General features: G+C 72.3%; 23 protein-coding genes. 19 read left to right on the top strand and 4 right to left on the bottom strand.

The features are described from left to right. The first annotated feature begins 5 nt into the window (after positions 1–5). The 4 genes from ACFO9I_RS14040 (at position 6) to ACFO9I_RS14025 (ending at position 3,284) form a co-directional block, all read left to right on the top strand. On the top strand, positions 6–833 hold the full coding sequence (locus ACFO9I_RS14040) for an SDR family NAD(P)-dependent oxidoreductase (protein WP_379181856.1): 828 nt from the start codon (positions 6–8) through the stop codon (positions 831–833). Beyond that, the gene (locus tag ACFO9I_RS14035; RefSeq protein WP_379181854.1) at positions 794–2,119 is read left to right on the top strand and encodes an FUSC family protein; all 1,326 of its coding nucleotides are present in this window, start codon (positions 794–796) and stop codon (positions 2,117–2,119) included. The genes ACFO9I_RS14040 and ACFO9I_RS14035 overlap by 40 nt, the downstream gene beginning before the upstream one ends. 129 nt (positions 2,120–2,248) lie before the next feature. After that, complete coding sequence (locus ACFO9I_RS14030) at positions 2,249–2,800, top strand: hypothetical protein (RefSeq protein WP_379181853.1); 552 nt, start codon at positions 2,249–2,251, stop codon at positions 2,798–2,800. Positions 2,801–3,026: 226 nt separating this feature from the next. Further along, positions 3,027–3,284, top strand: coding sequence for a PspC domain-containing protein (locus tag ACFO9I_RS14025; protein ID WP_379181851.1), 258 nt, complete (start codon positions 3,027–3,029; stop codon positions 3,282–3,284). Positions 3,285–3,297: 13 nt separating this feature from the next. Here ACFO9I_RS14025 and ACFO9I_RS14020 read toward each other — a convergent pair whose 3' ends face one another. From ACFO9I_RS14020 to ACFO9I_RS14010, 3 genes are all read right to left on the bottom strand, one after another. After that, on the bottom strand, positions 3,298–3,780 hold the full coding sequence (locus ACFO9I_RS14020) for a hypothetical protein (protein WP_379181849.1): 483 nt from the start codon (positions 3,778–3,780) through the stop codon (positions 3,298–3,300). An 88-nt stretch (positions 3,781–3,868) separates the two neighbouring features. Next, the gene (locus ACFO9I_RS14015) at positions 3,869–4,618 is read right to left on the bottom strand and encodes a lipoate--protein ligase family protein (RefSeq protein ID WP_379181848.1); all 750 of its coding nucleotides are present in this window, start codon (positions 4,616–4,618) and stop codon (positions 3,869–3,871) included. Between the two features lie 23 nt (positions 4,619–4,641). Next, the gene (locus ACFO9I_RS14010) at positions 4,642–5,901 is read right to left on the bottom strand and encodes a glycoside hydrolase family 1 protein (protein WP_379181846.1); all 1,260 of its coding nucleotides are present in this window, start codon (positions 5,899–5,901) and stop codon (positions 4,642–4,644) included. Between the two features lie 109 nt (positions 5,902–6,010). On the opposite strand from ACFO9I_RS14010, the gene ACFO9I_RS14005 reads away from it, so the two are divergent. From ACFO9I_RS14005 to ACFO9I_RS13980, 6 genes are all read left to right on the top strand, one after another. Further along, positions 6,011–7,162, top strand: a complete 1,152-nt coding sequence (locus ACFO9I_RS14005; protein ID WP_379181844.1) for an alpha/beta hydrolase family protein — start codon at positions 6,011–6,013, stop codon at positions 7,160–7,162. A gap of 52 nt (positions 7,163–7,214) precedes the next feature. Then, positions 7,215–7,484, top strand: a complete 270-nt coding sequence (locus ACFO9I_RS14000) for a DUF2218 domain-containing protein (RefSeq protein ID WP_379181843.1) — start codon at positions 7,215–7,217, stop codon at positions 7,482–7,484. 199 nt (positions 7,485–7,683) lie between these two features. After that, positions 7,684–9,426 carry an FG-GAP-like repeat-containing protein gene (locus ACFO9I_RS13995; protein WP_379181841.1) on the top strand — a complete coding sequence of 581 codons (1,743 nt, stop codon included), beginning with the start codon at positions 7,684–7,686 and terminating at the stop codon, positions 9,424–9,426. A 12-nt stretch (positions 9,427–9,438) separates the two neighbouring features. Beyond that, positions 9,439–10,197, top strand: a complete 759-nt coding sequence (locus ACFO9I_RS13990) for a hypothetical protein (protein ID WP_379181839.1) — start codon at positions 9,439–9,441, stop codon at positions 10,195–10,197. 55 nt (positions 10,198–10,252) lie between these two features. Further along, entirely contained in the window at positions 10,253–11,116 is an 864-nt protein-coding gene (locus ACFO9I_RS13985; RefSeq protein WP_379181837.1) for a GlcNAc-transferase family protein, read from the top strand. Continuing rightward, a complete protein-coding gene (locus tag ACFO9I_RS13980; protein WP_379181835.1) occupies positions 11,113–11,706 on the top strand; it encodes a prolyl hydroxylase family protein in 594 nt (197 codons plus the stop codon). The genes ACFO9I_RS13985 and ACFO9I_RS13980 overlap by 4 nt, the downstream gene beginning before the upstream one ends. Before the next feature lie 101 nt (positions 11,707–11,807). Here the strand turns inward: ACFO9I_RS13980 and ACFO9I_RS13975 are convergent, their stop codons facing one another. Next, entirely contained in the window at positions 11,808–12,836 is a 1,029-nt protein-coding gene (locus tag ACFO9I_RS13975; protein ID WP_379181833.1) for a LacI family DNA-binding transcriptional regulator, read from the bottom strand. A gap of 183 nt (positions 12,837–13,019) precedes the next feature. Here ACFO9I_RS13975 and ACFO9I_RS13970 point away from each other — a divergent pair, with 183 nt between their 5' ends. The 9 genes from ACFO9I_RS13970 (at position 13,020) to ACFO9I_RS13930 (ending at position 24,214) form a co-directional block, all read left to right on the top strand. Further along, on the top strand, positions 13,020–14,570 hold the full coding sequence (locus ACFO9I_RS13970; protein ID WP_379181831.1) for a sugar ABC transporter ATP-binding protein: 1,551 nt from the start codon (positions 13,020–13,022) through the stop codon (positions 14,568–14,570). Then, entirely contained in the window at positions 14,567–15,634 is a 1,068-nt protein-coding gene (locus ACFO9I_RS13965; protein WP_379181829.1) for an ABC transporter permease, read from the top strand. The genes ACFO9I_RS13970 and ACFO9I_RS13965 overlap by 4 nt, the downstream gene beginning before the upstream one ends. Further along, positions 15,631–16,737, top strand: a complete 1,107-nt coding sequence (locus ACFO9I_RS13960; RefSeq protein WP_379181827.1) for an ABC transporter permease — start codon at positions 15,631–15,633, stop codon at positions 16,735–16,737. Before ACFO9I_RS13965 ends, ACFO9I_RS13960 begins: the two co-directional genes overlap by 4 nt. A gap of 4 nt (positions 16,738–16,741) precedes the next feature. After that, on the top strand, positions 16,742–17,767 hold the full coding sequence (gene rhaS, locus ACFO9I_RS13955) for a rhamnose ABC transporter substrate-binding protein (protein ID WP_379181825.1): 1,026 nt from the start codon (positions 16,742–16,744) through the stop codon (positions 17,765–17,767). Positions 17,768–17,842: 75 nt separating this feature from the next. Next, positions 17,843–18,229 carry an L-rhamnose mutarotase gene (locus ACFO9I_RS13950; protein ID WP_379181823.1) on the top strand — a complete coding sequence of 129 codons (387 nt, stop codon included), beginning with the start codon at positions 17,843–17,845 and terminating at the stop codon, positions 18,227–18,229. A gap of 6 nt (positions 18,230–18,235) precedes the next feature. After that, positions 18,236–19,414, top strand: a complete 1,179-nt coding sequence (rhaI, locus tag ACFO9I_RS13945) for an L-rhamnose isomerase (RefSeq protein ID WP_379181821.1) — start codon at positions 18,236–18,238, stop codon at positions 19,412–19,414. Beyond that, on the top strand, positions 19,405–21,465 hold the full coding sequence (locus ACFO9I_RS13940) for a bifunctional aldolase/short-chain dehydrogenase (protein ID WP_379181819.1): 2,061 nt from the start codon (positions 19,405–19,407) through the stop codon (positions 21,463–21,465). The genes rhaI and ACFO9I_RS13940 overlap by 10 nt, the downstream gene beginning before the upstream one ends. Continuing rightward, entirely contained in the window at positions 21,462–22,988 is a 1,527-nt protein-coding gene (locus ACFO9I_RS13935; protein ID WP_379181817.1) for a rhamnulokinase, read from the top strand. Before ACFO9I_RS13940 ends, ACFO9I_RS13935 begins: the two co-directional genes overlap by 4 nt. Next, a complete protein-coding gene (locus tag ACFO9I_RS13930; protein ID WP_379181815.1) occupies positions 22,985–24,214 on the top strand; it encodes an alpha-hydroxy acid oxidase in 1,230 nt (409 codons plus the stop codon). The genes ACFO9I_RS13935 and ACFO9I_RS13930 overlap by 4 nt, the downstream gene beginning before the upstream one ends. Positions 24,215–24,250 lie beyond the last annotated feature (36 nt).

The following is a 24,250-nucleotide window of genomic DNA, read 5'->3' as shown; positions in this document are numbered from 1 at the left end:
CGCTGATGGGCGCCCTCGACGGCCGCGTGGTGGTCGTCACCGGCGCCGCGCGCGGACAGGGCGCGGCCGAGGTCGAGGCGCTGGCCCGGGCCGGGGCGACCGTGGTCGCGACCGACGTGCTCGACGAGGAGGGCGCCGCGCTGGCCGAGTCCCTCGCGGCCGACGGTCTCGAGGTGTCCTACGCGCACCTCGACGTGCGCTCGCCCGGGGAGTGGGCCGCGCTGGCCGACCTGCTTCGCAACCGGCACGGCCGGGTCGACGCCCTGGTCAACAACGCGGGCGTCGCCGCCCGCGAGCGGCTGCCGCACGTGACGCTGGAGACCTGGCAGCTGACCTTCGACATCAACGTCACCGGGCCGATGCTGGGCATCCAGGCCCTGGTGCCGCTGATGCCCGCCGGGTCCTCGATCGTCAACATCTGCTCGGTCGCGGCGATGGCCGGCCACGCGGCGGCGGCGTACACCTCGAGCAAGTGGGCGCTGCGCGGGCTGACCCGCACGGCGTCGCTGGAGCTCGGCGGTCGGGGGATCCGCGTCAACGCGGTGATGCCGGGACTGGTCGACACGCCCCTGATGGCGTCCGCGTCGCCGGCGTTCACCGAGGCCGCGCTGGCGGAGATCCCGCTGGGACGGGTCGGCGTGCCGGCCGACATCGCGCCCACGATCGTGTTCCTGGTCTCCGACGACTCGGCGTACTACAACGGCGCCGAGATCGTCATCGACGGCGGCCTCTCGGCACACGTGTCCCACAAGCGGATCGCGGACGCGACCCGTCCGGTGCGTCATGATGAGTCGTGGCCGACCGATGGCGAGGGCGACTCAGCCGTGAGCTGAGCCGGCTGCGCCACGACGGCCGCGCGGCCCTGCTGTGGTCGCTGCGGATCACGTTCGCAGCCACCACCAGCTACGTCGTCGGGCTGCTGATCTTCCCCGGGACCGAGCCCCTGCTGGCGCCGCTGACCGCGATGCTCGTCGTGCAGGTCACCCCGGTCTCGCTGCTCGCCAGCGGGCTGGACCGGGTGGTCGCCGTGGTGACCGGGGTGTCGCTCGCGGTGGCGTTCGCGGCCGTGGTGCCGCTGGAGTGGTGGAGCCTGGGGCTGCTGATCTTCGTCGCGATCACCATCGGGCAGGCGCTGCGGCTGCGCAACAACCTGATCGAGGTGGCGATCAGCGGGATGCTGGTGCTGGGCGTGGGTGCGCTCGGCGCCGAGTCGGCCGCGGGCCAGCGGATCGCGGAGACGCTGGTCGGCGCGGGAGTGGGGATCGCGGCGAACCTGCTCCTCCCGCCCCGGATCCCGACCGGCGACGCCGGGCGCGCGATCGAGGGGCTCGCTGACGCGGTGAGCGAGCTGCTCACCGGCGCCGCCGACGAGCTCGAGGCGCTGGTGGCGGAGGGGGGCGAGCTGGCGCCCTCGGCCCGGGCCTGGCTCGGCGAGGCGCGCCGGATCACCCACCACGACATCCCCCGGGTCGGGGCCACCCTGCTCGCCGCGGAGCAGGGGCGGCGGCTCAACGTGCGCGCCGTCGGCACGGCCGACGTGGGGCCCGGCCTGCGGCACGGAGTCGAGGCGATGGAGCACTCCGTCCTCGCGATCCGCTCGATGTTCCGCGCGCTGGTGGACGCCAGCTCCGAGGGGGACTGGGTCTCCGACGAGGGGGCCGACGACGTGCTGCTCGGGCTCGCCCTCACGTTCCGCGAGCTCGCGGCCGGGCTGGACGCCTTCGGGGAGCTGGTGCGGGTCGAGGCCGCGCCGGCACGGCAGATGAGCAACGCCGACATCCGGGCGCTGCGCAGCGCGCTCGAGGGCCTGCCGGAGGCGCGGGGCCGGCTGGAGGACCTGCTCACCACCGACGCCGACCCGGTGCTGCGCGAGCTGCACGCGGCGGTGCTGTCGACGGTCAAGCGGCTGCAGCGCGAGCTCGACCTCGAGCAGCGGGTGCGCCGGCAGATCCAGATGCGGCGTACGACGCGGCCGCGCCCGCGACCCCGCCGTACCCGCCCTCCCGTCGTCCCGCCGCCTCCCGTCGTCCCGCCGCCCCCCGGCCCCGGCGAGGTGGCGCCCGACGCGGAGACCATGCCGATGCCGAGGCTGACCGAGGAGGACCGCGGCGAGCCGTGACCGGGCGACCGGGCCAGACCTGTCGTCGTGCACGCAACCGTCGTGCCCCCCGGGGCGTATGTCGCCTGAGTCCTCCGACGGGGGCCTCGCCCGCCAGGGCCACACCCATGCACGAAGGACGAGATCACCATGCGCACCACCATCGCCGCCGTCGGACTGACGGCCTCCGCCCTCACCCTCGGGATCGTCGGGCCGGCACACGCCGAGCTGTACGGCGTCGACGACGCCCGGGACACCGACCACGGCTCCGACATCCTCGCGCTCCAGGTGCGCAACGGGCCGGACAACCTCAACGTCAGGACGCAGCACGTCAACCTGCGCCGCGACCCGGCGACCGGCTCCGGCGGGATGATCTTCGTCGACACCGACCGCAGTGACCGGGGCCCGGAGTACGTCTTCGTCGGCGGCTACTACAAGGGCACCGACTACGTGCTCCGCGAGACCGAGGGCTTCCGCCGCTCGACGTGGGGCGACCCGGTCGAGCAGGGCGACTACATCCTGCGGGTGAGCTACGTCAAGGACCGGGCCCTCGTCCGGATCTCGCAGGCGGCGCTCGGGAACCCCGACGAGGTGCGGGTCGCCGTGCGCGCCTCGGGCACGCGCAGCGACGGGACCAGCGACGGGCTCGTGGACTGGGTCGGCAAGCGGCGCAGCTTCAGCCTGTGGGTGGCCCGGGGCTGATGCGCCCGGGTCACCGCCACGGCCGGGACGCCGGGCGGGACGTCATGCGCGCTGGGGGCTGGAACCCTCACTTCGCATGACGTCCCGCCGCTGACCCTGACGCCTGGGCCCCGGGGACCCCGGGGGCGGGTCAGGGCTGCACCCGATGTGCCGCAGCCTCCGGAGGGCGCACAGTGGAGTCACCAGGGAGATGCCCTGGACATCGATCCGGAGGACGTGCAGCACCATGAACGACATCCACCAGAGCTTCGCGAGGCAGGGCCTGGTCCGACCGCGCCAGGGAAGGGTGCTGGGCGGCGTGTGCGCCGGCCTGGGCCGACGGTTCGGCATCGGGCCGTGGACGGCTCGGCTGCTGTTCCTGCTGCTCCTCATGGTCGTCCCGGGCAGCCAGATCCTGGTCTACCCGATCCTGTGGATCCTGATGCCGTCGGAGGAGACGGTCGACGCGCGGCCGCCGTACACCCCGCCGACGCCGGCGGGCTGACCGGCCCGGGCGGTCACCCGGCCAGCGCGTCGATGACGTCCTTGCTGTGGGTGAGCGGGATCCGGTTGCCCTCGAGCTCGATGCGCGACCCGGTCCTGGTGTCGATGAGCTCCAGGACCCGGACGTTCACCCGCTGGTGCACCTTCACCTCGAGGCTCTCGCGGGGGACCCGGAAGACGAACGGGCCGGCCGGGCTGTGCCGGGTCGCGGCGCCGAAGCCGCAGACGTGGGTCGGTGTCACCCCGACCAGCATCTTGTCCGGGAGGCCGCTGGCCGCGTCGTGGGCGTGGGCGCCGGCCAGCGACCCGCCGACGGTCGCGACGGAGTCGGCCACGCCGCCCGCCGAACCCGCGAGGCTGTCGCCCACGAGCCCGCCGGCGAACATGCTGCCGGTGTGGCCGCGGGGCAGGAACTGGCCCGCCGCGGTCACCTCCTCGGGGGCGCCGATCTCACGCAACGCGGTCTCGACGATCTCGATCATCTGCTCCTCGGCCATGTCATCTCCCTCTGGGGTCACGGTGACGTTCCGGCCATGCTGCGCGCCGACCGTCCTGGCCCGCCATGGCTCGATGAGGGGAGACGGGTCAGGGCGCGACGCGGTACTGCTCGACCAGGTCGACGGCGGCGTGCACCAGCTCCTCGGGCACCGGTCGGGGATCGACCGGACGCCCAGCCGCCCAGGCGTCGACGACGGACACCTCGAGCGCGTCGACGTCGACACCGGGGACCTCGCGGGACACCGAGCCCACCGAGGTCTCGTCGAAGTCCTGGCCCAGGCACCCGTAGACCTCCGCGAGCAGCGGGCGCAGCCGCTCCTCGTCGCCGACCACGACCAGCGAGCTGAAGAGCCACGCCCGGGGCACCATCCGCTGTGCGGTGCCGACCAGCTTCTCCACGCCCCGGGCGTTCACGCTGTGCGCGCCGGGGCAGTACTCGCCCGGCACGGCGCCCAGCCGGGCGTCGACGCCGAGCCCGCGGAACAGGTCAACGAACCGTTCGCCGAACTGCCGGAACCGGTCGTCCTGGCCCCCGGTCGAGCCCGGCTCGTGCCGGACGTGGTCGATCACCAGGGCGTTCGAGGTGTAGGCCACCGCCCGTCCGCCGGTCGCGCGCACCACCGGCTCGAAGCCGGCGGCCCGGGCGGCGTCCACCGCCGCACCGAACCCCGGCAGCCGGGTGTCGCGGCGACCGAAGACGACCACGGGCGCGGCAGGCCGGTAGACGCGCAACGTCTCCTCGACCCGTCCGCTGCCGGCCTCGACCACCAGGGCGCGGGCCAGGGCGAGCTCGAGCGCAGGCTCGCTGTCGACGAGGGCACCGCGCAGCAACCGCATGGCGCCATCATCGCCGACCCGTCTCAGGTCGACGCGGGAGCCGGGTGACCGGCGTTCGCCCGCACGTACGCGGCGTACACGCCCGCACTCGGCTTCGGCGTCCGCGCGAACGTCTCGCGGTCCACCGCGTGCAGCCCGTAGTGGAAGTCGTAGCCGAAGATCCACTCGAAGTTGTCCAGCAGCGTCCAGTGGCAGTAGCCGAGGACCGGGACGCCCTCGTCCATCACGTCGCGCAGCCCGTCCAGTGCCGGCGGGATGAACGCGGCGCGCAGCCCGTCGTCGCCCGACGCCATGCCGTGCTCGGTGACCAGCACCGGCACGCCCGCGACCTCGTGGGCATGGCGGACCGCCCCGGCCAGGGAGAGAGGCTCGATCGCGGTGCCCATCTGGTTGAGCGGTACGCCGGCGGGCGGCGGGACGGCCCCGTGGCCGTCGTACGGCACCCGCTCGTAGTTCTGCACGCCCACGAAGTCGTCGCCGCGCGCCAGCTCCAGCCAGCGCTGGTAGACCTCGGCCCGCTTGCGGTCGCGGACCGATGGGTCGTCGCCGACCACGACGTCGTCGACGATCGCGATCGACAGGCCGACCGGAAGGTCGGGCCGCCGGGCCTTGATGGCGGCCCGGGCGGCGAGGTGGCCGGCGGTCATGCCGTCGGCGATGGCGTCCATCTCCTCGGGCAGCATCACGTTCGAGAGCCGGTAGCGCGGCACCCCGGTCGCCTCGCTCGCCGCGACCAGCGTGGCGCGCTCGAGGTCGCGCACGAAGTCGGGCAGCTGCAGCCAGGTGAGCAGCCGGGCCAGGTTGGGCTCGTTCATGGTGACCGCGACGGCGATCCGGTCGCCGAAGCGGGACATCAGCAGGTCGCAGTAGCGCGCGAACAGCGACGGCGCCTCGGCGTCGAGCCACCCACCGCGCATCGCGAACCAGTGCGGCGAGGTGAAGTGGTTGAAGGTCACGACCGGCGCGAGACCTCGGGCCAGGCACTCGTCGACGATCGCCTCGTAGTGGTCGAGGGCCTCCTCCGAGACCGTTCCCTCGACCGGCTCGACGCGGGCCCACTCGACCGAGAACCGGTAGGCGTTCAGGCCCAGCCCGGCCGCGAGATCGATGTCCTCGCGCCACAGCTCCCAGCTGTTGCACGCCCGGTGCGACCGCTCCTTGAACACGGTGGGGGTGACCTGCTCGGCGAACCACGTGTCGCTGTCGACGTTGTCGCCCTCGGTCTGGTGGCCGGAGCCGGCCACGCCCCACAGGAAGTCGCCGGGGAAGGATCGCTCGCTCATGCGGCCAGCCAAGGCGAGATCGGACCGCGAGGGAAGGCGGGTGCTGGTGATACCTCGCATCAGCACTTCCGGCTTCCCCGGCGCCGCGTCGACCGGTTCAGTGGCGGTCATGTTCGAGTACTTCACGGGCCCCAAGTACGTCTGGAACCTGGGCGTGTGCGCCACGCTCAACAACGGCGGCGCGATCGACGAGGTCGACCGTGCCTGCCGTCCGGCGCGCGAGGCGCCGGACGTCGACTCGGGGAGCCGGCTGTTCATGCAGTCGTGGAAGGCGGTCGCCGACCAGCTGGCCGACCAGGCGCGCGCCTCGGAGGCCGCCGGTCACCTGCGCACGGCGGGCCAGCAGTGGTACCGGTCCGGCCTGTACGTCTGCCAGGCCGAGCGCATGATGAGCAGCTCGGACCCCGTCCGGCGGGACTTCTACCAGCAGGCGCTGGACGCGTTCACTAAGGTCTTCGAGCTCGCCGACCCGGCGACCAGCCGGGTCGAGGTCCCCTTCGAGGGCACGACGCTGCCGGCGTACTTCTCGAACGCCAGCCGCGACGGCGAGCCGGTGCCCTGCGTGATCATGTGGAACGGCCTGGACTCCACCAAGGAGCACATGTACACGTCCGGCTGGCCGCAGGAGATGCGCGAGCGCGGGATCTCGGTGCTCATGGTCGACTGCCCCGGATCCGGGGAGGCGCTGCGCTTCCAGGACCTCAAGGCCCGCATCGAGACCGAGGGCTGGGCGGCGGCCTGCGTCGACCACCTCGAGACGCGCAGCGACGTCGACCCCGACCGGATCGGCCTGGCCGCGTGGTCGCTGGGCGGCTACTACGCGCCCCGGGCGGCCGCCTTCGAGAAGCGGCTGAAGCTCGTCGCCGTCTGGGGGGCCAACCACAACTGGGGCGAGGTGCAGCGGAGGCGGCTGCAGCGCGAGGGCGAGAACCCGGTCCCGCACTACTGGGAGCACGTCCTGTGGGTCTGGGGCTTCGAGGACGTCGACAAGTTCGTCGCGTACGCCGACGGCGTCCACCTCGACGGCGTGGTCGAGCAGATCACCTGCCCCTTCCTGATCGCCCACGGTGCCCACGACCGCCAGATCCCCGTGGAGTACGCGCACCGGTCCTACGACCAGGCCGTCGCCTCGCCCAAGCGGGAGCTGCGCGTCTTCACGCCCGAGGAGGGCGCCACCGAGCACGTCGGCCTCGACCACATGCCGCACATCAACGCGTTCATCGCCGACTGGGTCGAGGACTCGTTCGCCGAGCTGGCCTGACCAACGACCCCACCGAGCCATGAAGGACTCCATGCAGACGAGACACGGCACGATGACCACCGACCGACCCGAGCGCTACGCCAAGCAGCTCGCCGGGCACTGGGCCCGCAAGGGCAGCGCGGGCGAGGAGGACGGCGCGACCGTCATCCGCTTCGACAGCGGCCAGGTGGTGGTGCTCCGCAGCGAGCCCGGCACTCTCCGCGTCGAGGCGTCCGTCCCCGAGGGCGGCGACCCCGACCGGTTCGCGGAGGTGGTCAAGGCGCACCTCGAGCGCTTCGGCACCCGCGAGGAGCTCGAGGTCGTCTGGCAGGCGCCCGCCTGAGCCTGTCGCGCGTGGGGGTGCCGGCGGGGGACGCCGTGCCCCCTCGAGGGAATGCCTCAATGTGGCGATTGACAGCACCGGGCGGCGGGAGGAGCGTCGAGAGAGCGTCCACTCGACTCACATGCTCGGCGGCGGGGGCGCGACACTCCTCGGTCGTCGATCCAGCTCTCCCACCATCGACGAACGGGCGGAGGCCCCGATGGTCGCGCAACGGTTCGACTTCGACGGGACGCGACGAGCGTCCGTCCCGATCTCCAGTCCCTGGGGCATCGGCCTGCTCGCCTACGGTGGCGGGTCCCTGACGAGCCCCGTGCTCAAGCCCAACGGCACCCGGTTCGGCGAGTGGCTGCTGAACTCCGGCGACAACCTGCTCCGCGAGACGGGTGACTTCGACGGCGACGGCCGCGCCGAGATCCTGGTCTCGAGTCCTTGGGGCATCGGCATCCTCGAGCGCAGCGGGGACACGTTCTGGTGCCCGGCGCTGCAACCGAACGGCACGCGCTTCGACGGCTGGCTGCTCAACACCGCCGACAACCGGCTCGGCCCGGTCGGCGACTTCGACGGCGACGGGCGCGACGAGTGGCTGGCGATCAGTCCGTGGGGCATCGGGGTGCTGGAGCAGAAGGGCAACACGTTCGCGTGCCTCGGGCTGCAGCCCAACGGCACCAACCTCGGAGGCTGGGTGCTCGACACCTCGGTCGACAGGTTCGGTCCCGTGGGCGACTTCGACGGCGACGGACGGGACGAGTTCCTGGTGGTCGGGCCGGGAGGTGTCGCGCTGCTGAAGCTGAGCAGCGGTTCGTTCACCACCGTGGCGCAGGCGGCCACCGGGTCACGAATCGGTGACTGGCTCCTCAACCCGGACGACAACTTCTTCTGGCCCGCGGCCGACTACCTCGGGGACGGCCGCGAGGACCTCCTCGTGACCAGTCCGTGGGGCATGGGCATCCTCACCCTCGTCGGGGGTGCGCTGACGTCGCGGGCGATGGTGGCCAACGGAACCCGGATCGGGGGTTGGCTGCTCAACACGCTCGACAACCGGTTCGCACCGGTCGGCGACCTCGACGGCGACGGGCGTCCCGAGCTGCTCGTGGTGAGCCCGTGGGGCATGGGGGTCCTCGAGGTGACGAACGGCTCCTGGCAGAACCCCTGGCTGGCGCCGAACGGCTCCCGCTTCGACGGCTGGCTGCTGAACACCGCCGACAACTGGGTCGACGTCGTGGCTGACGTCGACGGCGACGGGCGCGACGAGATCGTCGTGACCAGTCCCTGGGGCATCGGCATCCTGCAGTACGGCGGCGGGGCCATGCGGGGGCTGATGCTGGCGCCCAACGGCACCCGGTTCGGCGGCGGCTGGCTGCTCAACACGGCCGACAACGACGTCGGCTTCAGCCCGCAGCTGCTGCGCCTGCACGTCAAGACGCTCACCGCGCCCACGTCCACGCCACTGGCGACGATGATCGCGTCGATGCGGCAGGTCTACGGCATGCAGGGAATCTCCGTGCAGGTCGTGAGCTCTGAGAACCTCAACCTGCCGACGCTCAACGCCGTCGACGTCGGCACCTGCTCGGGGATGACCACCGCAGAGCAGGTCCAGCTGTTCGGGAACCGGAACTTCGCCGGGCCCAGCGACGTGGTCGCCTACTTCGTGCAGGCCACGACACCGACGTCGTACAACGGCTGCGCGACGTTCCCCGCAGGCCAGCCGGGAGCGGTGATCGCGCAGATCGCCTCGCCCTGGACCCTCGCCCACGAGATGGGCCACGTGCTCGGGCTGCCGCACGTGGACGACCCGCCTCCGCCCGACCCCGCAGCGCCGCCGGCGCTCCTCGACCGGCTGATGACGGGCCGCGGCACGTGGAACGTGCAGAACCCGCCGGCCGACATCGTCGCCACCGAGGCCAACCGCCTGCGGCACGAGCGACTCACCCACAACCTCTAGGAGCCTGCCGTGGTGACCCGCGAAGAACTCATCGCAGCGCTCGAGCCCGACGAGGTCGACTACGAGCGGATCGTGCGCCTCATCGGTTCCGAGGCGAGCGCGTACCTGCCGGAGCTCATCGCCGGCGAGCGCGTGGACATCGCAGCCAAGGCTGCCTCGCTCGCCGGTCTGCTCGAGAGCGACGACCGGCTGCGGACCCTCGAGATGGCAGCACGTTCGCCCCACGGCGTCGTGCGCGTGGCCGCGGCCGCGGCCGCCGTCGGGGTCTCCACCTCGGAGGCCGAGCAGCTGGTGCCGATCATGCTCGACGACGCCGACCCGTCCGTGCGCAAGCTGGCCATCCGGGCCGCGGCTCCGGTGACACAGCGGGCGCCCGTCCGCGCGGCGCTCGCGCGCATCAGGGAGTACGACGCCGTCGACGCGTTGCGGCAGAGTGCCGGCGACCTCGCCGGCAGTGAGGAGACGTCCATGCCGTCCGACGACGAGATCATCGAGCGCACCATCGCCCGGTTCGGGCCCGTCATCGACCTGCGCACGAACCCGCAGGACTTCATCGACGTCGTCCGCGCCGCCACGGTCGACCTGTCGCCGGACGGCGGCCTGCCGCCGGGCGGGACGCCATCCCCGCCCCCGCCCCCGCCCGGGCCGACGAGCCTGCAGGCCAGCGAGGCGACCCTCGACGACGTCATGGCCGAGGTGCTGAACCTCTCCCGTCGCCTGGCCCAGGCAACCGGGGAGATAGCCGAGCTCCGTGGCCGTCTCGAACGCTAGGGACCGGTCGCACGTCGGGCCCTCCCCGCCGGCGTCGTCGGACGGGCGGATCTTCGTGCAGGTCCCCGAGTACCGGGACCGTGAGCTCGACCCGACGCTGGAGGACCTGTTTGCGAAGGCGTCCCGGCCGGAGCGGCTGCGGGTCGCCGTGCTCAGCCAGCGCGCCGCCGACGACCCTGCGGTCCGGGTCCCGCCGGCGCGGGCCGGCGCCGTGGAGGTCCTGCACGTCGCCGCCGACGACAGCCGCGGCCCGAACTGGGCGCGCCGGTGCCTCCAGGCTCGCTACGACGGCGAGGAGTACGCACTGCTCATCGACTCGCACCTGCGGTTCGTCCCGGGGTGGGACCGGATCGCCGTCACGATGCTCGAGCAGCTGCGCAGCCACTGCGAGGCGCCGGTGCTCACGGCGTACCTGCCGGCGTACCGCCCCGGGAGCCCCCGCCAGGTCGCCCGGTCGCCGTACAAGATCTATCCGTACGGTCGCCAGGGCGGCGTGCTGACCAGGCTGACGAGCTTCCCGCTCTCGGGCTGGGAGCGGCTCGAGGCGCCGATCCCGGCCGAGTACCTCTCGCTGCACTTCGCGCTCGCTCCCGGCGCGATCGTGGCGGAGGTGCCGCACGACCCCGAGATCTACTTCTTCGGCGACGAGGTCGCGTACGGCGCGCGGGCGTTCACGCACGGCTGGGACCTCTTCCACCCGCACCGGGTGGTGGGCTGGCACGCGTACGACCGTGCCTCGCGGACCCCGCACTGGGACGACCACCCCGAGTGGGGAGACCTGCACCGCAGCACCCTCGGTCGGCTGCACGGGCTGTTCACGGGGGACCCGGTGCTGGACCAGTGGCGTGGCCGCGTGCGCTCCATGGGCGACTACGAGCGGCACATCATGACGAGGCTGGTGCAGCCATCGACCGCGTGATCCCCACAGACGACGTGCTGGTCGTCGACGGCTACCTCGACGCGTCGGCGTGCGTGCGCATCGTGGCCGAGCTCGACTACGTCCTCTGGCGCGACAGCGCGGTCGTGCGGGCGGACGGCCACGGCAACCTGGTCACGTTCCAGTCCGAGGAGCGGACGAGCCGGTCCACGACCCAGAAGTGGTTCGGCGACGCGCTGAACGCCGAGATCGGCGAGCTGGAGGCCAGGATCGAGGCCGACTTCGGCCCACCCACGGCCTACCTCGAGCACTGGCAGGCGGTGCGCTACGCACCGGGCGGGCGCTTCGGCCTGCACACCGACGGCGGTGCGTTCCGCGACGACCCCGCCGGCGAGCGCGTCCTGACGTTCCTCGCCTGCGTGGAGGCGCCGGAGGCCGGCGGCGAGACGTACTTCCCCCGCCTCGGGAGGCTCGTCGAGCCGGTCGCCGGGCGCCTTGTCGTCTGGCGCAACCTGCTGGCGGACCAGACCGCGGACCCCCGATTCCTCCACGCCGCGACACCGACGCGCGCCGGGGCCAAGACGGTCCTGACGACGTGGTCGCGACAGCGACCGGCGCGCGGGGGTGCCTGACCAGGCGCATGTAACGCGGTGTCCACGCGTCTGGTGCGGTGTCGCAGCACCGCACCAGGGACGTGGACACCGCGTTACAAGGGCGGGTCGGCTCGCGGCCGTCAGCCGAGCGTGGACGCGCGCGCCACCAGCTCGGGGGTGAACGTCACCTGCTGGTGGGCGTGCCGCGGGTTGGTGGCCTCGTCCATCACCAGCTCGGCGGCCGTCCGGCCGAGCTCCTGGCGCGGCTGGCGCACCGAGGTGAGGGGGACGGCGGCTGCCGCGGCGAACTCGATGTCGTCGTAGCCCACGATCGCGAGGTCCTCGGGCACCTTCCGGCCGCCCGAGATCGACTGCTGGAGCAGGCCCAGCGCGATCAGGTCGTTGGCGCAGAACGCGGCCGTGGGACGGCGACGGCTGGGGATTCCCGCGAGCCGTTCGCCCGCCGAGCGTCCCTCGGCGACGGTCAGTGCGTGGCAGGACAGGAGGACGAGGTCCTCCTCCGGCAGGCCCGCCTCGGCCCACGCCCGGCGGGCGCCCTCGTAGCGGTCCGCGACCTGGCCGATCGAGAGCGGACCACCGACGAAGGCCACCCGGGTGTGGCCGCGGTCGACGAGGTGCTCGACGGCCATCCGCCCGCCGAGGACGTCGTCCACGGCGACCGAGCAGAAGGCCTCGCCGCGCCGGGTGCGGTCGACGATGACCAAGGGCGTCCCGCGCCGCGCGAGCTCGTCGAGGGAGCTGTCGTCGGGGTCGACGGGTGTGATGAGCACCCCCTGGACCCGCTGCTGCTCCAGCAGGTCGAGGTGGGTCCGCTCGCGGGCGGCGTCGTGGTTGCTGGTGCAGATGAACATCGACAGGTCCGCCGCCTCCGCGGCGAGCTCGATGCCCTGCGCGACGTCGGTGAAGAACGGGTTGCCGGCGTCGAGCATCACGTACGCGAGGATCCGGCTGTGCCCCGCCCGCAGCTGGCGGGCCGACTCGTTGCGCACGAAGCCGAGCTCGCTCATCGCGCGCTCGACCCGCTCCCGGGTCGCGGGGCTCACCCGGTCGGGGCGGTTGAGGACGTTGGAGACCGTCCCGAGGGAGACACCGGCGTGCGCGGCGACGTCCTTGACCGACGCGCTGCGCGGGCCGCGGATCTCGACCATCTCCCCACCCCCTCTCGGTGATGAATTGAAACGTCCAAACCGGTCGGCGTCAACGGCCAGGTCCCCGGCTCGGGCGTGAAACGCGCTCTGTTGACGAGAAGTTGGCAGAGACCTCTTGACGGTTGTGACCGTGGTCACCTACCGTCGAGCCACTCGATTGAAACCTTTCAAAAGGAGCTCCTGATGGCAGGACCGGCAAGCGGAGGCGCGGCGCTCGAGCTGCGCGACGTCGCCAAGTCCTTCGGTTCCGTCGTGGCCCTGAGGTCCGGCAGCCTCGTGGTGAGCCCCGGCTCGATCCACGCCCTGGTGGGGGAGAACGGCGCCGGCAAGTCCACGCTGGTCAAGATCGTGGCGGGCGTCCACCGCCGCGACGCCGGGGTGTTCCGGCTGCACGGCGCGGACGTCGACTTCGGGTCGACCGCCGAGTCCAAGGCGGCCGGCGTGGCGGTCATCTACCAGGAGCCCACGCTGTTCCCGGACCTCTCGGTGACCGAGAACATCTTCATGGGCCGCCAGCCGCTGGGCAGCGGCCGGCGGATCGACCGCGCCGCGATGTACGCCGAGGCGCAGTCGCTCTTCGCCCGGCTCGGCGTGGCCATCGACCCGCGCCGCCCGGCGCAGGGCCTGTCCATCGCCGACCAGCAGATCATCGAGATCGCCAAGGCCATCTCGCTGGACGCCAGTGTGCTGATCATGGACGAGCCGACCGCAGCGCTGAGCGGCGTCGAGGTCGACCGGCTGTTCGCTGTCGCCCGAAGCCTGCGCGACGAGGGCCGGGCCCTGGTGTTCATCTCCCACCGCTTCGACGAGGTCTTCGACCTCTGCGACACCGTCACCGTGATGCGCGACGGCGACTACGTCTCCACCGACGCGATCGCCGACACCTCCGTCGAGCTGATCGTCGCCCGCATGGTCGGCCGTGAGGTCGCCGAGCTCTTCCCCAAGACGCCGGCCGAGATCGGCGACGTCGTCCTCGAGGTCGACGGCCTCAGCTCCACCGGCACCTTCCACGACGTCTCGTTCTCGGTGCGGGCCGGCGAGATCGTCGGGCTCGCCGGTCTCGTCGGCGCCGGGCGCAGCGAGATCGCCCGCGCGGTCTTCGGCGTCGACCGGTACGACGCCGGCTCGGTGCGGGTGGCCGGCCGCGACGTGCACCGGCACCGGCCCCGCGCCGCGATCCGGGCGGGCATGGCCTTCGTGCCCGAGGACCGCCGCAAGCAGGGCCTGGTGACCGAGGGCTCGGTGGCCCGCAACATCGCCGGCGTCATCCGCCGCGGGCTCACGCACGCCGGTCTGCTCACCACCCGCGACGAGAACCGCGCGACCGGGCCCTGGGCGGCCCGGCTCGAGGTCAAGACCGCGGCCCTGGACATGAAGGCCACCACGATGAGCGGTGGCAACCAGCAGAAGGTCGTCCTCGCCAAGTGGCTGGCCACCCAGCCGCGGCTGCTGATCATCGACGAGCCGACCCGTGGCATCGACGTCGGCACCAAGGCCGAGGTCCACCGCCTGCTGTCCGACCTCGCCGGCCAGGGGCTGGCGATCCTGATGATCTCCTCCGAGCTGCCCGAGATCCTCGGGATGGCCGACCGCGTGCTGGTCGTCTGCGAGGGGCGGATCACCGCCGAGCTCGACCGAACCGAGGCAACCCCCGAGGCCGTCATGCATGCCGCCACCGCGTCCGTCTCCCACCCAGCGCCCGCCACGGCCGAGCCGGCGGAGGTGACGGCATGAGCGACACGCTGCTCGTCGAGCCCAGCGCCGTCTCCCCGACCCGACGCGCGGTCGGGGTCGTGCTCCGCTCCCGCGAGATCTCGGTCGCGGGCGTGCTGCTGGCCCTGATCCTGCTCACGACCATGAAGAGCCACGGCTTCCTGCTCGACGGCGACAGCTGGCGCGACCTGCTGCTGACGCCGGCGCTCCTGCTGCTGCTCGCGGTCGGGCAGACCGTCGTCATCATCACCCGCAACGTGGACCTCTCGGTCGGGTCGACGCTCGGCCTCACGGCGTACTTCACCGGCCGGCTCTTCGTCGACCACCCGGGCATCCCGATCGTCGCGGTGTTCGTGCTCGGCCTGCTGATGGGCGCCCTGCTGGGGCTGGTCAACGGCGTGCTGGTGGCGTTCGGGAAGGTGCCGGCCCTGGTCATCACGCTGGGCACGCTCTACATCTACCGCGGCATCTTCCTGAGCTGGGCCGGCAGCGACCGGATCAACGCCTCGGACATGCCGCGCAGCTTCCTGAAGCTCGGCACCGCCTCTATCCTGTCGATCCCGGTCCTCACGATCATCGCCCTGGTGGTGCTCGGAGTCGTGGGCTACTACCTCTACGCGCACCGCGGCGGCCGCGAGCTCTACGCGATCGGGTCCGACCCCGACGCGGCCCGCCTCTACGGCCTGCCGGTGCAGCGCCGGGTGCTCGCCGCGTTCGTGCTGTGCGGCGCCCTCGCCGGCCTGGCCGGGGTGTTCTACACCGCCCGCTACGGCACGGTGAGCTCCAACGCCGGCTACGGCATGGAGCTCCAGGCCGTCGGGGCAGCCGTGATCGGCGGCGTCGCGATCTTCGGCGGCAGCGGCACCGTCTGGGGCGCCGCCATCGGCGCCTTCCTGCTGGTCACGATCAACCGGGCCCTGCCCGTCGTCGGGATCTCCGACTTCTGGCAGCGCGCCGTGGTCGGCGCCCTGATCATCGCCGCGGTCGTGCTCGACCGGGTCTTCGCGGCCCGTCAGGAACGCCGGCTCGTGGCCGCCCGCGACGAGACCAGGACCGACGCCCGGAACGAGGGAGCACCGGCATGAGCACCGCCACCCTGAGCCGGCCGGAGGGCCGCGCCACCCGCAGCTACGCCTCCTACGCCCACCCCCTGTGGCGCCGGCTGCTGCTCACCCGCGAGACCGCCGTGATCGCCCTGCTGGTCGCCGTGGTCGTCTACGCCAACGGCAACGTGGCCAACTTCAGCGGCCCGCTCACGGCGTACTACCTGTTCCTCGACATCGCGCCGATCCTGCTGATCGCGCTGCCGATGACGCTGGTGATCATCACCGGCGAGATCGACCTGTCGGTCGCCAGCGTGGTCGGGCTCAGCAGCGTCCTGGTCGGTCAGCTCCACCACGACGCGGGGCTCTCGATCCCGGTGGCGGCGGCCGTCGCGGTCCTCGTCGGTGCCGTGTGCGGCGCGTTCAACGGCTTCCTCGTGGCGTACGTCGGACTGCCGTCGCTCGCGGTCACGATCGGCACGCTCGCGCTCTACCGCGGCATCGCCGTCGGCCTGCTCGGCACCACCGCGGTCACCGACTTCCCCGAGAAGTGGACCGACCTGGCCAAGCAGCACATCGGCGAGTCCAGCTACCCGCTGATCCTGGTCCCGATCGCCGCGCTGGCCGTGATCTTCGCGCTGCTGCTGCACTTCTCGCCGTTCGGCCGCGGGATCTTCGAGATCGGGCTCAACTCCGAGGCGGCGCACTTCGCCGGCGTCAACGTCGAGCGCACCAAGCTGGTCCTCTTCGTGCTCTCCGGCGCCGTGTCGGCGTTCGCGGGCGTCTACTACACGCTGCGCTTCGGCAGCGCCCGCGGCGACAACGCCACCGGCATGGAGCTGCAGGTCATCGCGGCCGTGCTGCTGGGTGGGGTCTCGATCTTCGGCGGCCGCGGCGCCCTGCACGGCGTCCTGGCCGGCGTGGTCCTCATCGGCGTCCTGTCCTCGGCGATGCGCCTGGAGAGCATCACCGTCAACGTCATCAACATCGTCATCGGGGTGCTGCTCGTGCTCTCGGTGATCTCCACCAGCCTCCTCGCCTGGGTCTCGGCCCTGTCCTCAGGCAGGGCAAGACGGGGCCGGTCCTCCGGCCCCGGGAAGCGCCGGCAAGCGGTCGCTGCCACGGAAAGCACCACGGAAAGGTAGATCAATGAAGTTCCAGAATCGACGGCTCACCGCGTTCGCCGCGGTCGCGCTGGCCGCCAGCCTGGGCCTGACCGCTTGCGGTGGGGACAGCAACGGCTCTGAGGGCGGCGGCGGTGGCGACACCACCGTGACCTTCCTGCCCAAGAACCTCGGCAACCCCTACTTCGACACCAGCGACTCCGGCGGCGAGAAGGCCGTCAAGGAGTTCGGCGGGAGCTACGACGAGGTCGGCCCCGACACCGCGACCCCGGACGCCCAGGTGCCGTTCATCAACACCGCCGCGCAGCAGGGCGTCAACGCGCTCGTGGTCTCGGCCAACGACCCGAAGGCGATCTGCGACGCGCTCGACGAGGCACGTGACGCCGGCACCAAGGTGGTCACCTTCGACTCCGACACCGACCCCGAGTGCCGCGACCTGTTCATCAACCAGGCGACCGCCGAGGGCATCGCCAAGACCCAGGTCGACCAGATCACCGAGCAGATCGGCGACTCCGGCGAGATCGCGATCCTCTCGGCCGCGGCCAACGCGACCAACCAGAACGCCTGGATCGAGCTCATGAAGAAGGACCTCGCCGCCGACCACCCCGACGTCAAGCTCGTCGACGTGGTCTACGGCGACGACGACGACCAGACGTCGTTCGACAAGACCGCGGCGCTGCTGCAGTCCCACCCGAACCTGAAGGGCATCGTCTCGCCCACCACGGTCGGCATCGCGGCGGCTGCCCGCTACCTGTCGGACTCCGACTACAAGGGCAAGGTCGCGCTGACCGGTCTCGGCACGCCCAACCAGATGCGGGAGTACGTCAAGGACGGCACCGTCACGTCGTTCGCGCTGTGGAACCCCGAGGACCTCGGCTACCTGGCGGCGTACGCCGCCGACGCGCTCGCCAGCGGCGACATCGAGGGCAAGGCGGGCGACACCTTCGACGCCGGCGACCTCGGGTCCTTCACGGTCGAGGAGGGCGGCACCGTCCTGCTCGGCGACCCGTTCGTCTTCGACAAGAGCAACATCGACGACTTCGACTTCTGAGTCGTCCGCCCGGCCGGCGGTCCGAGACCGCCGGCCGGGTGGTCCCCCAACCCACCCCACGGAGAGGCCGGGTCCATGCAGCGCGTCTGCTTCCAGCTCCAGGTCAGGGCCGACCGGCTCGAGGAGTACCGCTCCCGGCACGCCGCGGTCTGGCCCGAGATGCTCCACGCGCTGGCCGAACACGGCTGGCACAACTACTCCCTCTTCCTGCGTCCCGACGGGCTGCTGATCGGCTACGTCGAGACCCCGTCGCTGGAGGAGGCGCTCGCGGGCATGGCCCGCACCGAGGTCAACACCCGCTGGCAGGCCGAGATGTCCGACCTCTTCGAGGACCTCGACGGCGCCGCGCCCGACCGGGGGTTCCTGGTGCTGGAGGAGGTCTTCCACCTCGAGGACCAGCTCTGTGCCGCTGCCGGGGGCCACGGGCACCCCGAACACCGAGACGTGAACACCGAGAAGTGATGTGAGATGACGACGTTCAGCCAGATCGCCCCGCTGCTGGAGGGGCAGGCCATCGAGGTCCCGTCATGGGCCTACGGGAACTCCGGCACCCGGTTCAAGGTGTTCGGCTCGCCCGGCACCCCGAGGACGGTGGAGGAGAAGGTCGCCGACGCCGCGGCCGTGCACCGCTTCACCGGGCTCGCACCGTCGGTGGCGCTGCACATCCCGTGGGATCTCGTCGACGACTACGCCGCGCTGCGCCGCCACGCCGAGGACCTCGGCATCGGCCTCGGGACGATCAACTCCAACACCTTCCAGGACGACGACTACAAGCTCGGCGCGCTCACGCACACCGACGCCAAGATCCGGCAGAAGGCGATCGACCATCACTTCGAGTGCATCGACGTCATGCACGCGACCGGCTCCCGGGACCTGAAGATCTGGCTGGCCGAGGGCTCCAACTACCCGGGCCAGGCCGACATGCGCGGCCGCCAGGACCGGCTCGCGGAGTCGCTCGCCGCCATCTACGACCGGCTCGGCGACGAGCAGCGGCTGGTGCTGGAGTACAAGTTCTTCGAGCCGGCGTTCTACCACACCGACGTGCCGGACTGGGGTACGGCGTACGCGCAGGTGGCCGCCCTCGGGGACAAGGCGTTCGTCTGCCTCGACACCGGGCACCACGCGCCGGGGACCAACATCGAGTTCATCGTCGCCCAGCTGCTGCGGCTCGGGAAGCTCGGCTCCTTCGACTTCAACAGCCGGTTCTACGCCGACGACGACCTGATCGTCGGGGCGGCCGATCCCTTCCAGCTGTTCCGCATCCTCGTCGAGGTCGTGCGGGGCGGGGGCTACGGGCCGGCCAACCCCGACGGGCGCAGCGACGTGGCGTTCATGCTCGACCAGTGCCACAACATCGAGCGCAAGATCCCCGGCCAGATCCGCTCGGTGCTCAACGTCCAGGAGATGACCGCGCGGGCGCTGCTGGTCGACACCGACTCGCTGCGCGAGGCCCAGGAGGACGGCGACGTGCTGCTGGCCAACGAGGTCTTCATGGACGCCTTCTACACCGACGTCCGCGCCGACCTCGCGCAGTGGCGCGAGGAGAGGGGGCTGCCGGCGAACCCGATGCGGGCCTACCTCGACAGCGGCTACCAGGAACAGATCGAGGCGGACCGCGTGGGCGGGACGCAGGCAGGATGGAGCTGACCACCATGAACGCGGCAGGCAACAGCGCAGCGGCAGAGCTGATCGCCCGGTCCAACCGGCTGGGCGCCGACCCGAGGAACACCAACTACGCCGGCGGCAACACCTCCGCCAAGGGCACCGCGACCGACCCGGTCACCGGGGAGGACGTGGAGCTCCTCTGGGTGAAGGGCTCCGGCGGCGACCTCGGCACCCTGACCGAGTCCGGGCTCGCCGTGCTCCGGCTGGACCGGATGCGCGCGCTGGTCGACGTCTACCCGGGCGTGGAGCGCGAGGACGAGATGGTGGCGGCGTTCGACTACTGCCTGCACGGCAAGGGCGGAGCGGCCCCCTCGATCGACACCGCGATGCACGGCCTCGTGGACGCCGCGCACGTCGACCACCTGCATCCCGACGCAGGGATCGCAATCGCGACCGCCGTCGACGGCGAGGCGCTGACGAAGGAGATCTTCGGCGACCGGGTCGTGTGGGTCCCGTGGCGTCGTCCCGGCTTCCAGCTCGGCCTCGACATCGCCGCGATCAAGGAGGCCAACCCGCAGGCGGTCGGCTGCATCCTCGGCGGCCACGGCATCACCGCCTGGGGCGACACCAGCGACGAGGCCGAGAAGAGCTCGCTGTGGATCATCGACACGGCCGCGGCGTACATCGCCGAGCACAGCAGGCCGGAGCCGTTCGGCCCACCGCTGGAGGGGTACGCCGCGTTGCCGGAGGCCGAGCGCCGGGCCAAGGCCGCGGCGCTGGCCGCCACCATCCGGGGCATCGCCTCGACCGACCGGCCGATGGTGGGTCACTTCACCGACTCCGACGTGGTGCTCGACTTCCTGGCGAGCGCGGAGCACCCGCGGCTGGCCGCCCTGGGCACCTCCTGCCCCGACCACTTCCTGCGCACCAAGGTCAAGCCGTTGGTGCTCGACCTGCCCGCCACCGCGTCGGTCGAGGACTCGGTCGCCCGCCTGAAGGAGCTGGCGGTCTCCTACCGCGAGGACTACCAGGCCTACTACGACCGGCACGCCACGCCGGAGTCGCCGGCGATCCGCGGGGCCGACCCGCTGATCGTGCTGGTGCCGGGCGTCGGCATGTTCAGCTGGGGCAAGGACAAGCAGACCGCCCGGGTGGCCGGCGAGTTCTACGTCAACGCCATCAACGTGATGCGCGGCGCCGAGGGGCTGTCGACGTACGCCCCCATCGACGAGGCGGAGAAGTTCCGTATCGAGTACTGGGCGCTGGAGGAGGCCAAGCTCCAGCGGATGCCCCAGCCCAAGCCGCTGGCGACCCGGATCGCGCTGGTCACCGGCGCCGCCGGAGGCATCGGCAGGGCAACCGCGAAGCGGCTCGCGGCCGAGGGTGCCTGCGTCGTCATCGCCGACCTGTCGCTGGAGAAGGCCCGGGCCGCGGCCGCCGAGATCGGTGGCCCCGATGTGGCCGTCGGCGTGGCCGCCGACGTGTCCGACGAGGACGCCGTGCAGGCGATGGTCGACGCGACCGTGCTCGCGTTCGGCGGCCTCGACCTGGTCGTGAACAACGCCGGCCTCTCGCTGTCCAAGTCGCTGCTCGAGACCACCGCGGCCGACTGGGACCTGCAGCACGACGTGATGGCCAAGGGGTCCTTCCTCGTGTCCAAGGCGGCCGCCCGGGTGCTCATCGACCAGGGGCTGGGCGGCGACATCGTCTACATCTCCTCGAAGAACTCCGTCTTCGCGGGCCCGAACAACATCGCCTACTCCGCCACCAAGGCCGACCAGGCCCACCAGGTCCGGCTGCTGGCCGCCGAGCTCGGCGAGCACGGCGTGAAGGTCAACGGCGTCAACCCCGACGGCGTCGTCCAGGGCTCGGGGATCTTCGCCAGCGGCTGGGGCGCCAACCGCGCCGCGGTCTACGGCGTGGAGGAGAAGGACCTCGGCAAGTTCTACGCCCAGCGCACGATCCTCAAGCGCGAGGTGCTGCCCGACCACATCGCCAACGCCGTCTTCGCGCTGTGCGGACCGGACATGACGCACACGACCGGCCTGCACATCCCCGTCGACGCAGGCGTGGCCGCAGCCTTCCTGCGATGACCCGGCCTGTGCCCACCCCCGTCCGCGTGGTCGCGGTCGACCTCGGCGCCACCTCCGGCAGGGTGATGGCGGCCGAGGTCGGCCCGGACCTGCTCGACCTCACCGAGGTGCACCGCTTCCCCAACGGGGCGGTGGAGGTCGGCGGCTCGCTGCGCTGGGACGTCCGCAGGCTGCACCGCGAGATCCTCACCGGCATCCGGCTCGCGGCCGACGCGGGCCCGGTGCACGGCATCGGCATCGACTCGTGGGCCGTCGACCACGGCCTCCTCGACGCGCGGCGGCGGCTGCTCGGCAGCCCCTACTCCTACCGGGACCCGCGCACCGACGGGGTCGCCGCGCAGGTCCTCGAGACGATCGACGCCGCCGAGCTCTACGACCGCACCGGCGTGCAGCAGCTCCCGTTCAACACGATCTACCAGCTGGTCGCGTCGGCGCGCAGCGGCGCCCTCGACGATGCGGCCACGATGCTGCTGCTGCCGGACCTGCTGGGCTTCTGGCTCACCGGACAGGTCGGGGCCGAGCGCACCAACGCCTCCACGACCGGCCTGTACGACGTCCGCGGCCGCAGCTGGGCGACCGACCTGGCCGACCGGGTCGGCGTCCCGGGCGCGATCCTGCCGCCGCTGCGCTCCGCGGGTGACCGGGTCGGCACGCTGCTGCCGGAGATCGCCGCGGAGCTGGGGCTCGACGGCGACGTGCCGGTGATCGCGGTCGGGTCGCACGACACCGCGTCCGCGGTGGTGGCCGTGCCGGCCGGCGCCGAGCCCTCGGCGTACGTCTCCTCGGGGACCTGGTCGCTGGTCGGCCTGGAGCTCGACGAGCCGGTCCTCACCGATGCGGCCCGGGCCGCGGACTTCACCAACGAGGGCGGCGTCGACGGGACCGTCCGCTTCCTCAAGAACGTGATGGGCCTGTGGGTGCTCTCGGAGTCGCTGCGCGCCTGGGCCGACGACGCTGTTCCCGGCGCCGACCTGGCCACGCTGCTGCGGACCGCTGCCGAGGCCGAGCCGCTGCGCACCGTCGTCGACATCAACGACCCGTCCCTGCTCCGGCCGGGCACCCGCAGCGACCCGATGCCCGCGCGGGTGGCCGTGCTCGCGGCGGCCGCCGGCGAGCCGGCGCCACGGACGCCGGCCCAGCTCGCGCGCTGCGTCCTGGACAGCCTAGCCCTGGCCTACCGCCGTCACGTCCGCGAGGCGGCGGCGCTGGCCGGTGTGGCGGTCGAGGTCGTCCACGTCGTGGGCGGCGGCTCGCGCAACGACCTGCTCTGCCAGCTCACGGCCGACGCGTGCGGCCTGCCGGTGCTCGCCGGGCCGGCGGAGGCGTCGGCGCTCGGCAACGTGCTGGTGCAGGCCCGCGCGCTGGGCGTCGACCTGCCCGACCTCGCGGCCATGCGCGCGCTGGTTCGGGGTACGCACCAGGTGCGGAGGTTCGAGCCCCGCACCGACCTCGACTGGGGGCGGGCCGAGGACCGGCTGACCCCTGGCCACGATTCCCCGATCCATGATGGAGTTCACCGATGAAGCGCCAGCTGCCGAAGCGTCACGACCTCGCACCCCTGCTGAAGTTCAAGAAGCCGACGCTCTCCCCGAAGGAACGGCGGCTCGCCGGGGCGCTGACCATCGACGACCTGCGCCGGATCGCCAAGCGGCGTACGCCCAAGGCGGCCTTCGACTACACCGACGGGGCTGCGGACGGCGAGGTCTCGCTGGCCCGCGCCCGGCAGGCGTTCGCCGACGTGGAGTTCACGCCGTCGATCCTGCGCGACGTGTCCACGGTCGACACCTCCCGCGAGGTGCTGGGCCAGCGGGTCGCGCTGCCGTTCGGCATCGCCCCGACCGGCTTCACGCGGATGATGCAGGCCGAGGGCGAGATCGCGGGCGCGACGGCCGCCGGCGAGGCGGGCATCCCGTTCTCGCTCTCGACGATGGGGACGACCTCGATCGAGGACGTCGCCGCCGCGAACCCGCTCGGGCGCAACTGGTTCCAGCTCTACATGTGGAAGGACCGCGACCGCTCGATGGCGCTGGTCGAGCGGGCCGCGAAGGCCGGCTACGACACGCTGCTGGTGACCGTCGACGTCCCCGTGGCCGGCGCCCGCCTGCGCGACGTGCGCAACGGCATGACGATCCCGCCCACCCTGACCCCGCGCACGGTGGTCAACGCGATCCCGCGGCCGGCCTGGTGGATCAACTTCCTGACCACCGAGCCGCTCGCGTTCGCCAGCCTCGACTCGTGGTCCGGGACGGTCGCCGAGCTGCTGGACACGATGTTCGACCCGACCGTGACCTTCGAGGACCTGGCCTGGATCCGCGAGCAGTGGCCCGGCAAGGTCTCGGTCAAGGGCGTCCAGAGCGTCGCGGACGCGCGCCGGCTCGCCGACGCCGGGGTGGACGCCATCGTGCTGTCCAACCACGGTGGCCGCCAGCTCGACCGGGCGCCGGTGCCGTTCCACCTGCTGCCCCACGTGGTCAGGGAGGTGGGTGCCGACCTCGAGGTGCACCTCGACACCGGCATCATGTCCGGCCAGGACATCGTCGCCGCGGTGGCCAACGGGGCCGACTTCACCCTCATCGGCCGGGCCTACCTCTACGGCCTGATGGCCGGCGGCCGCGAGGGCGTGGACCGCACCATCGAGATCCTCCGCGGGCAGATCGAGCGCACCATGCGGCTGCTCGGGGTGCGCACCCTCGACGAGCTCGAGCCTGCGCACGTGACGGCGCTGCAGCGGCTGGTGCCCCGGGCCTGAGGGCGGCCGGCCGGCCGATCTGGCAGGCTCCGGGGC

The organism is Nocardioides sp. GCM10023255 (genome assembly GCF_042653125.1).
Lineage (GTDB): Bacteria > Actinomycetota > Actinomycetes > Propionibacteriales > Nocardioidaceae > Nocardioides.
This window is presented reverse-complemented; position numbering and strand designations above follow the sequence as displayed.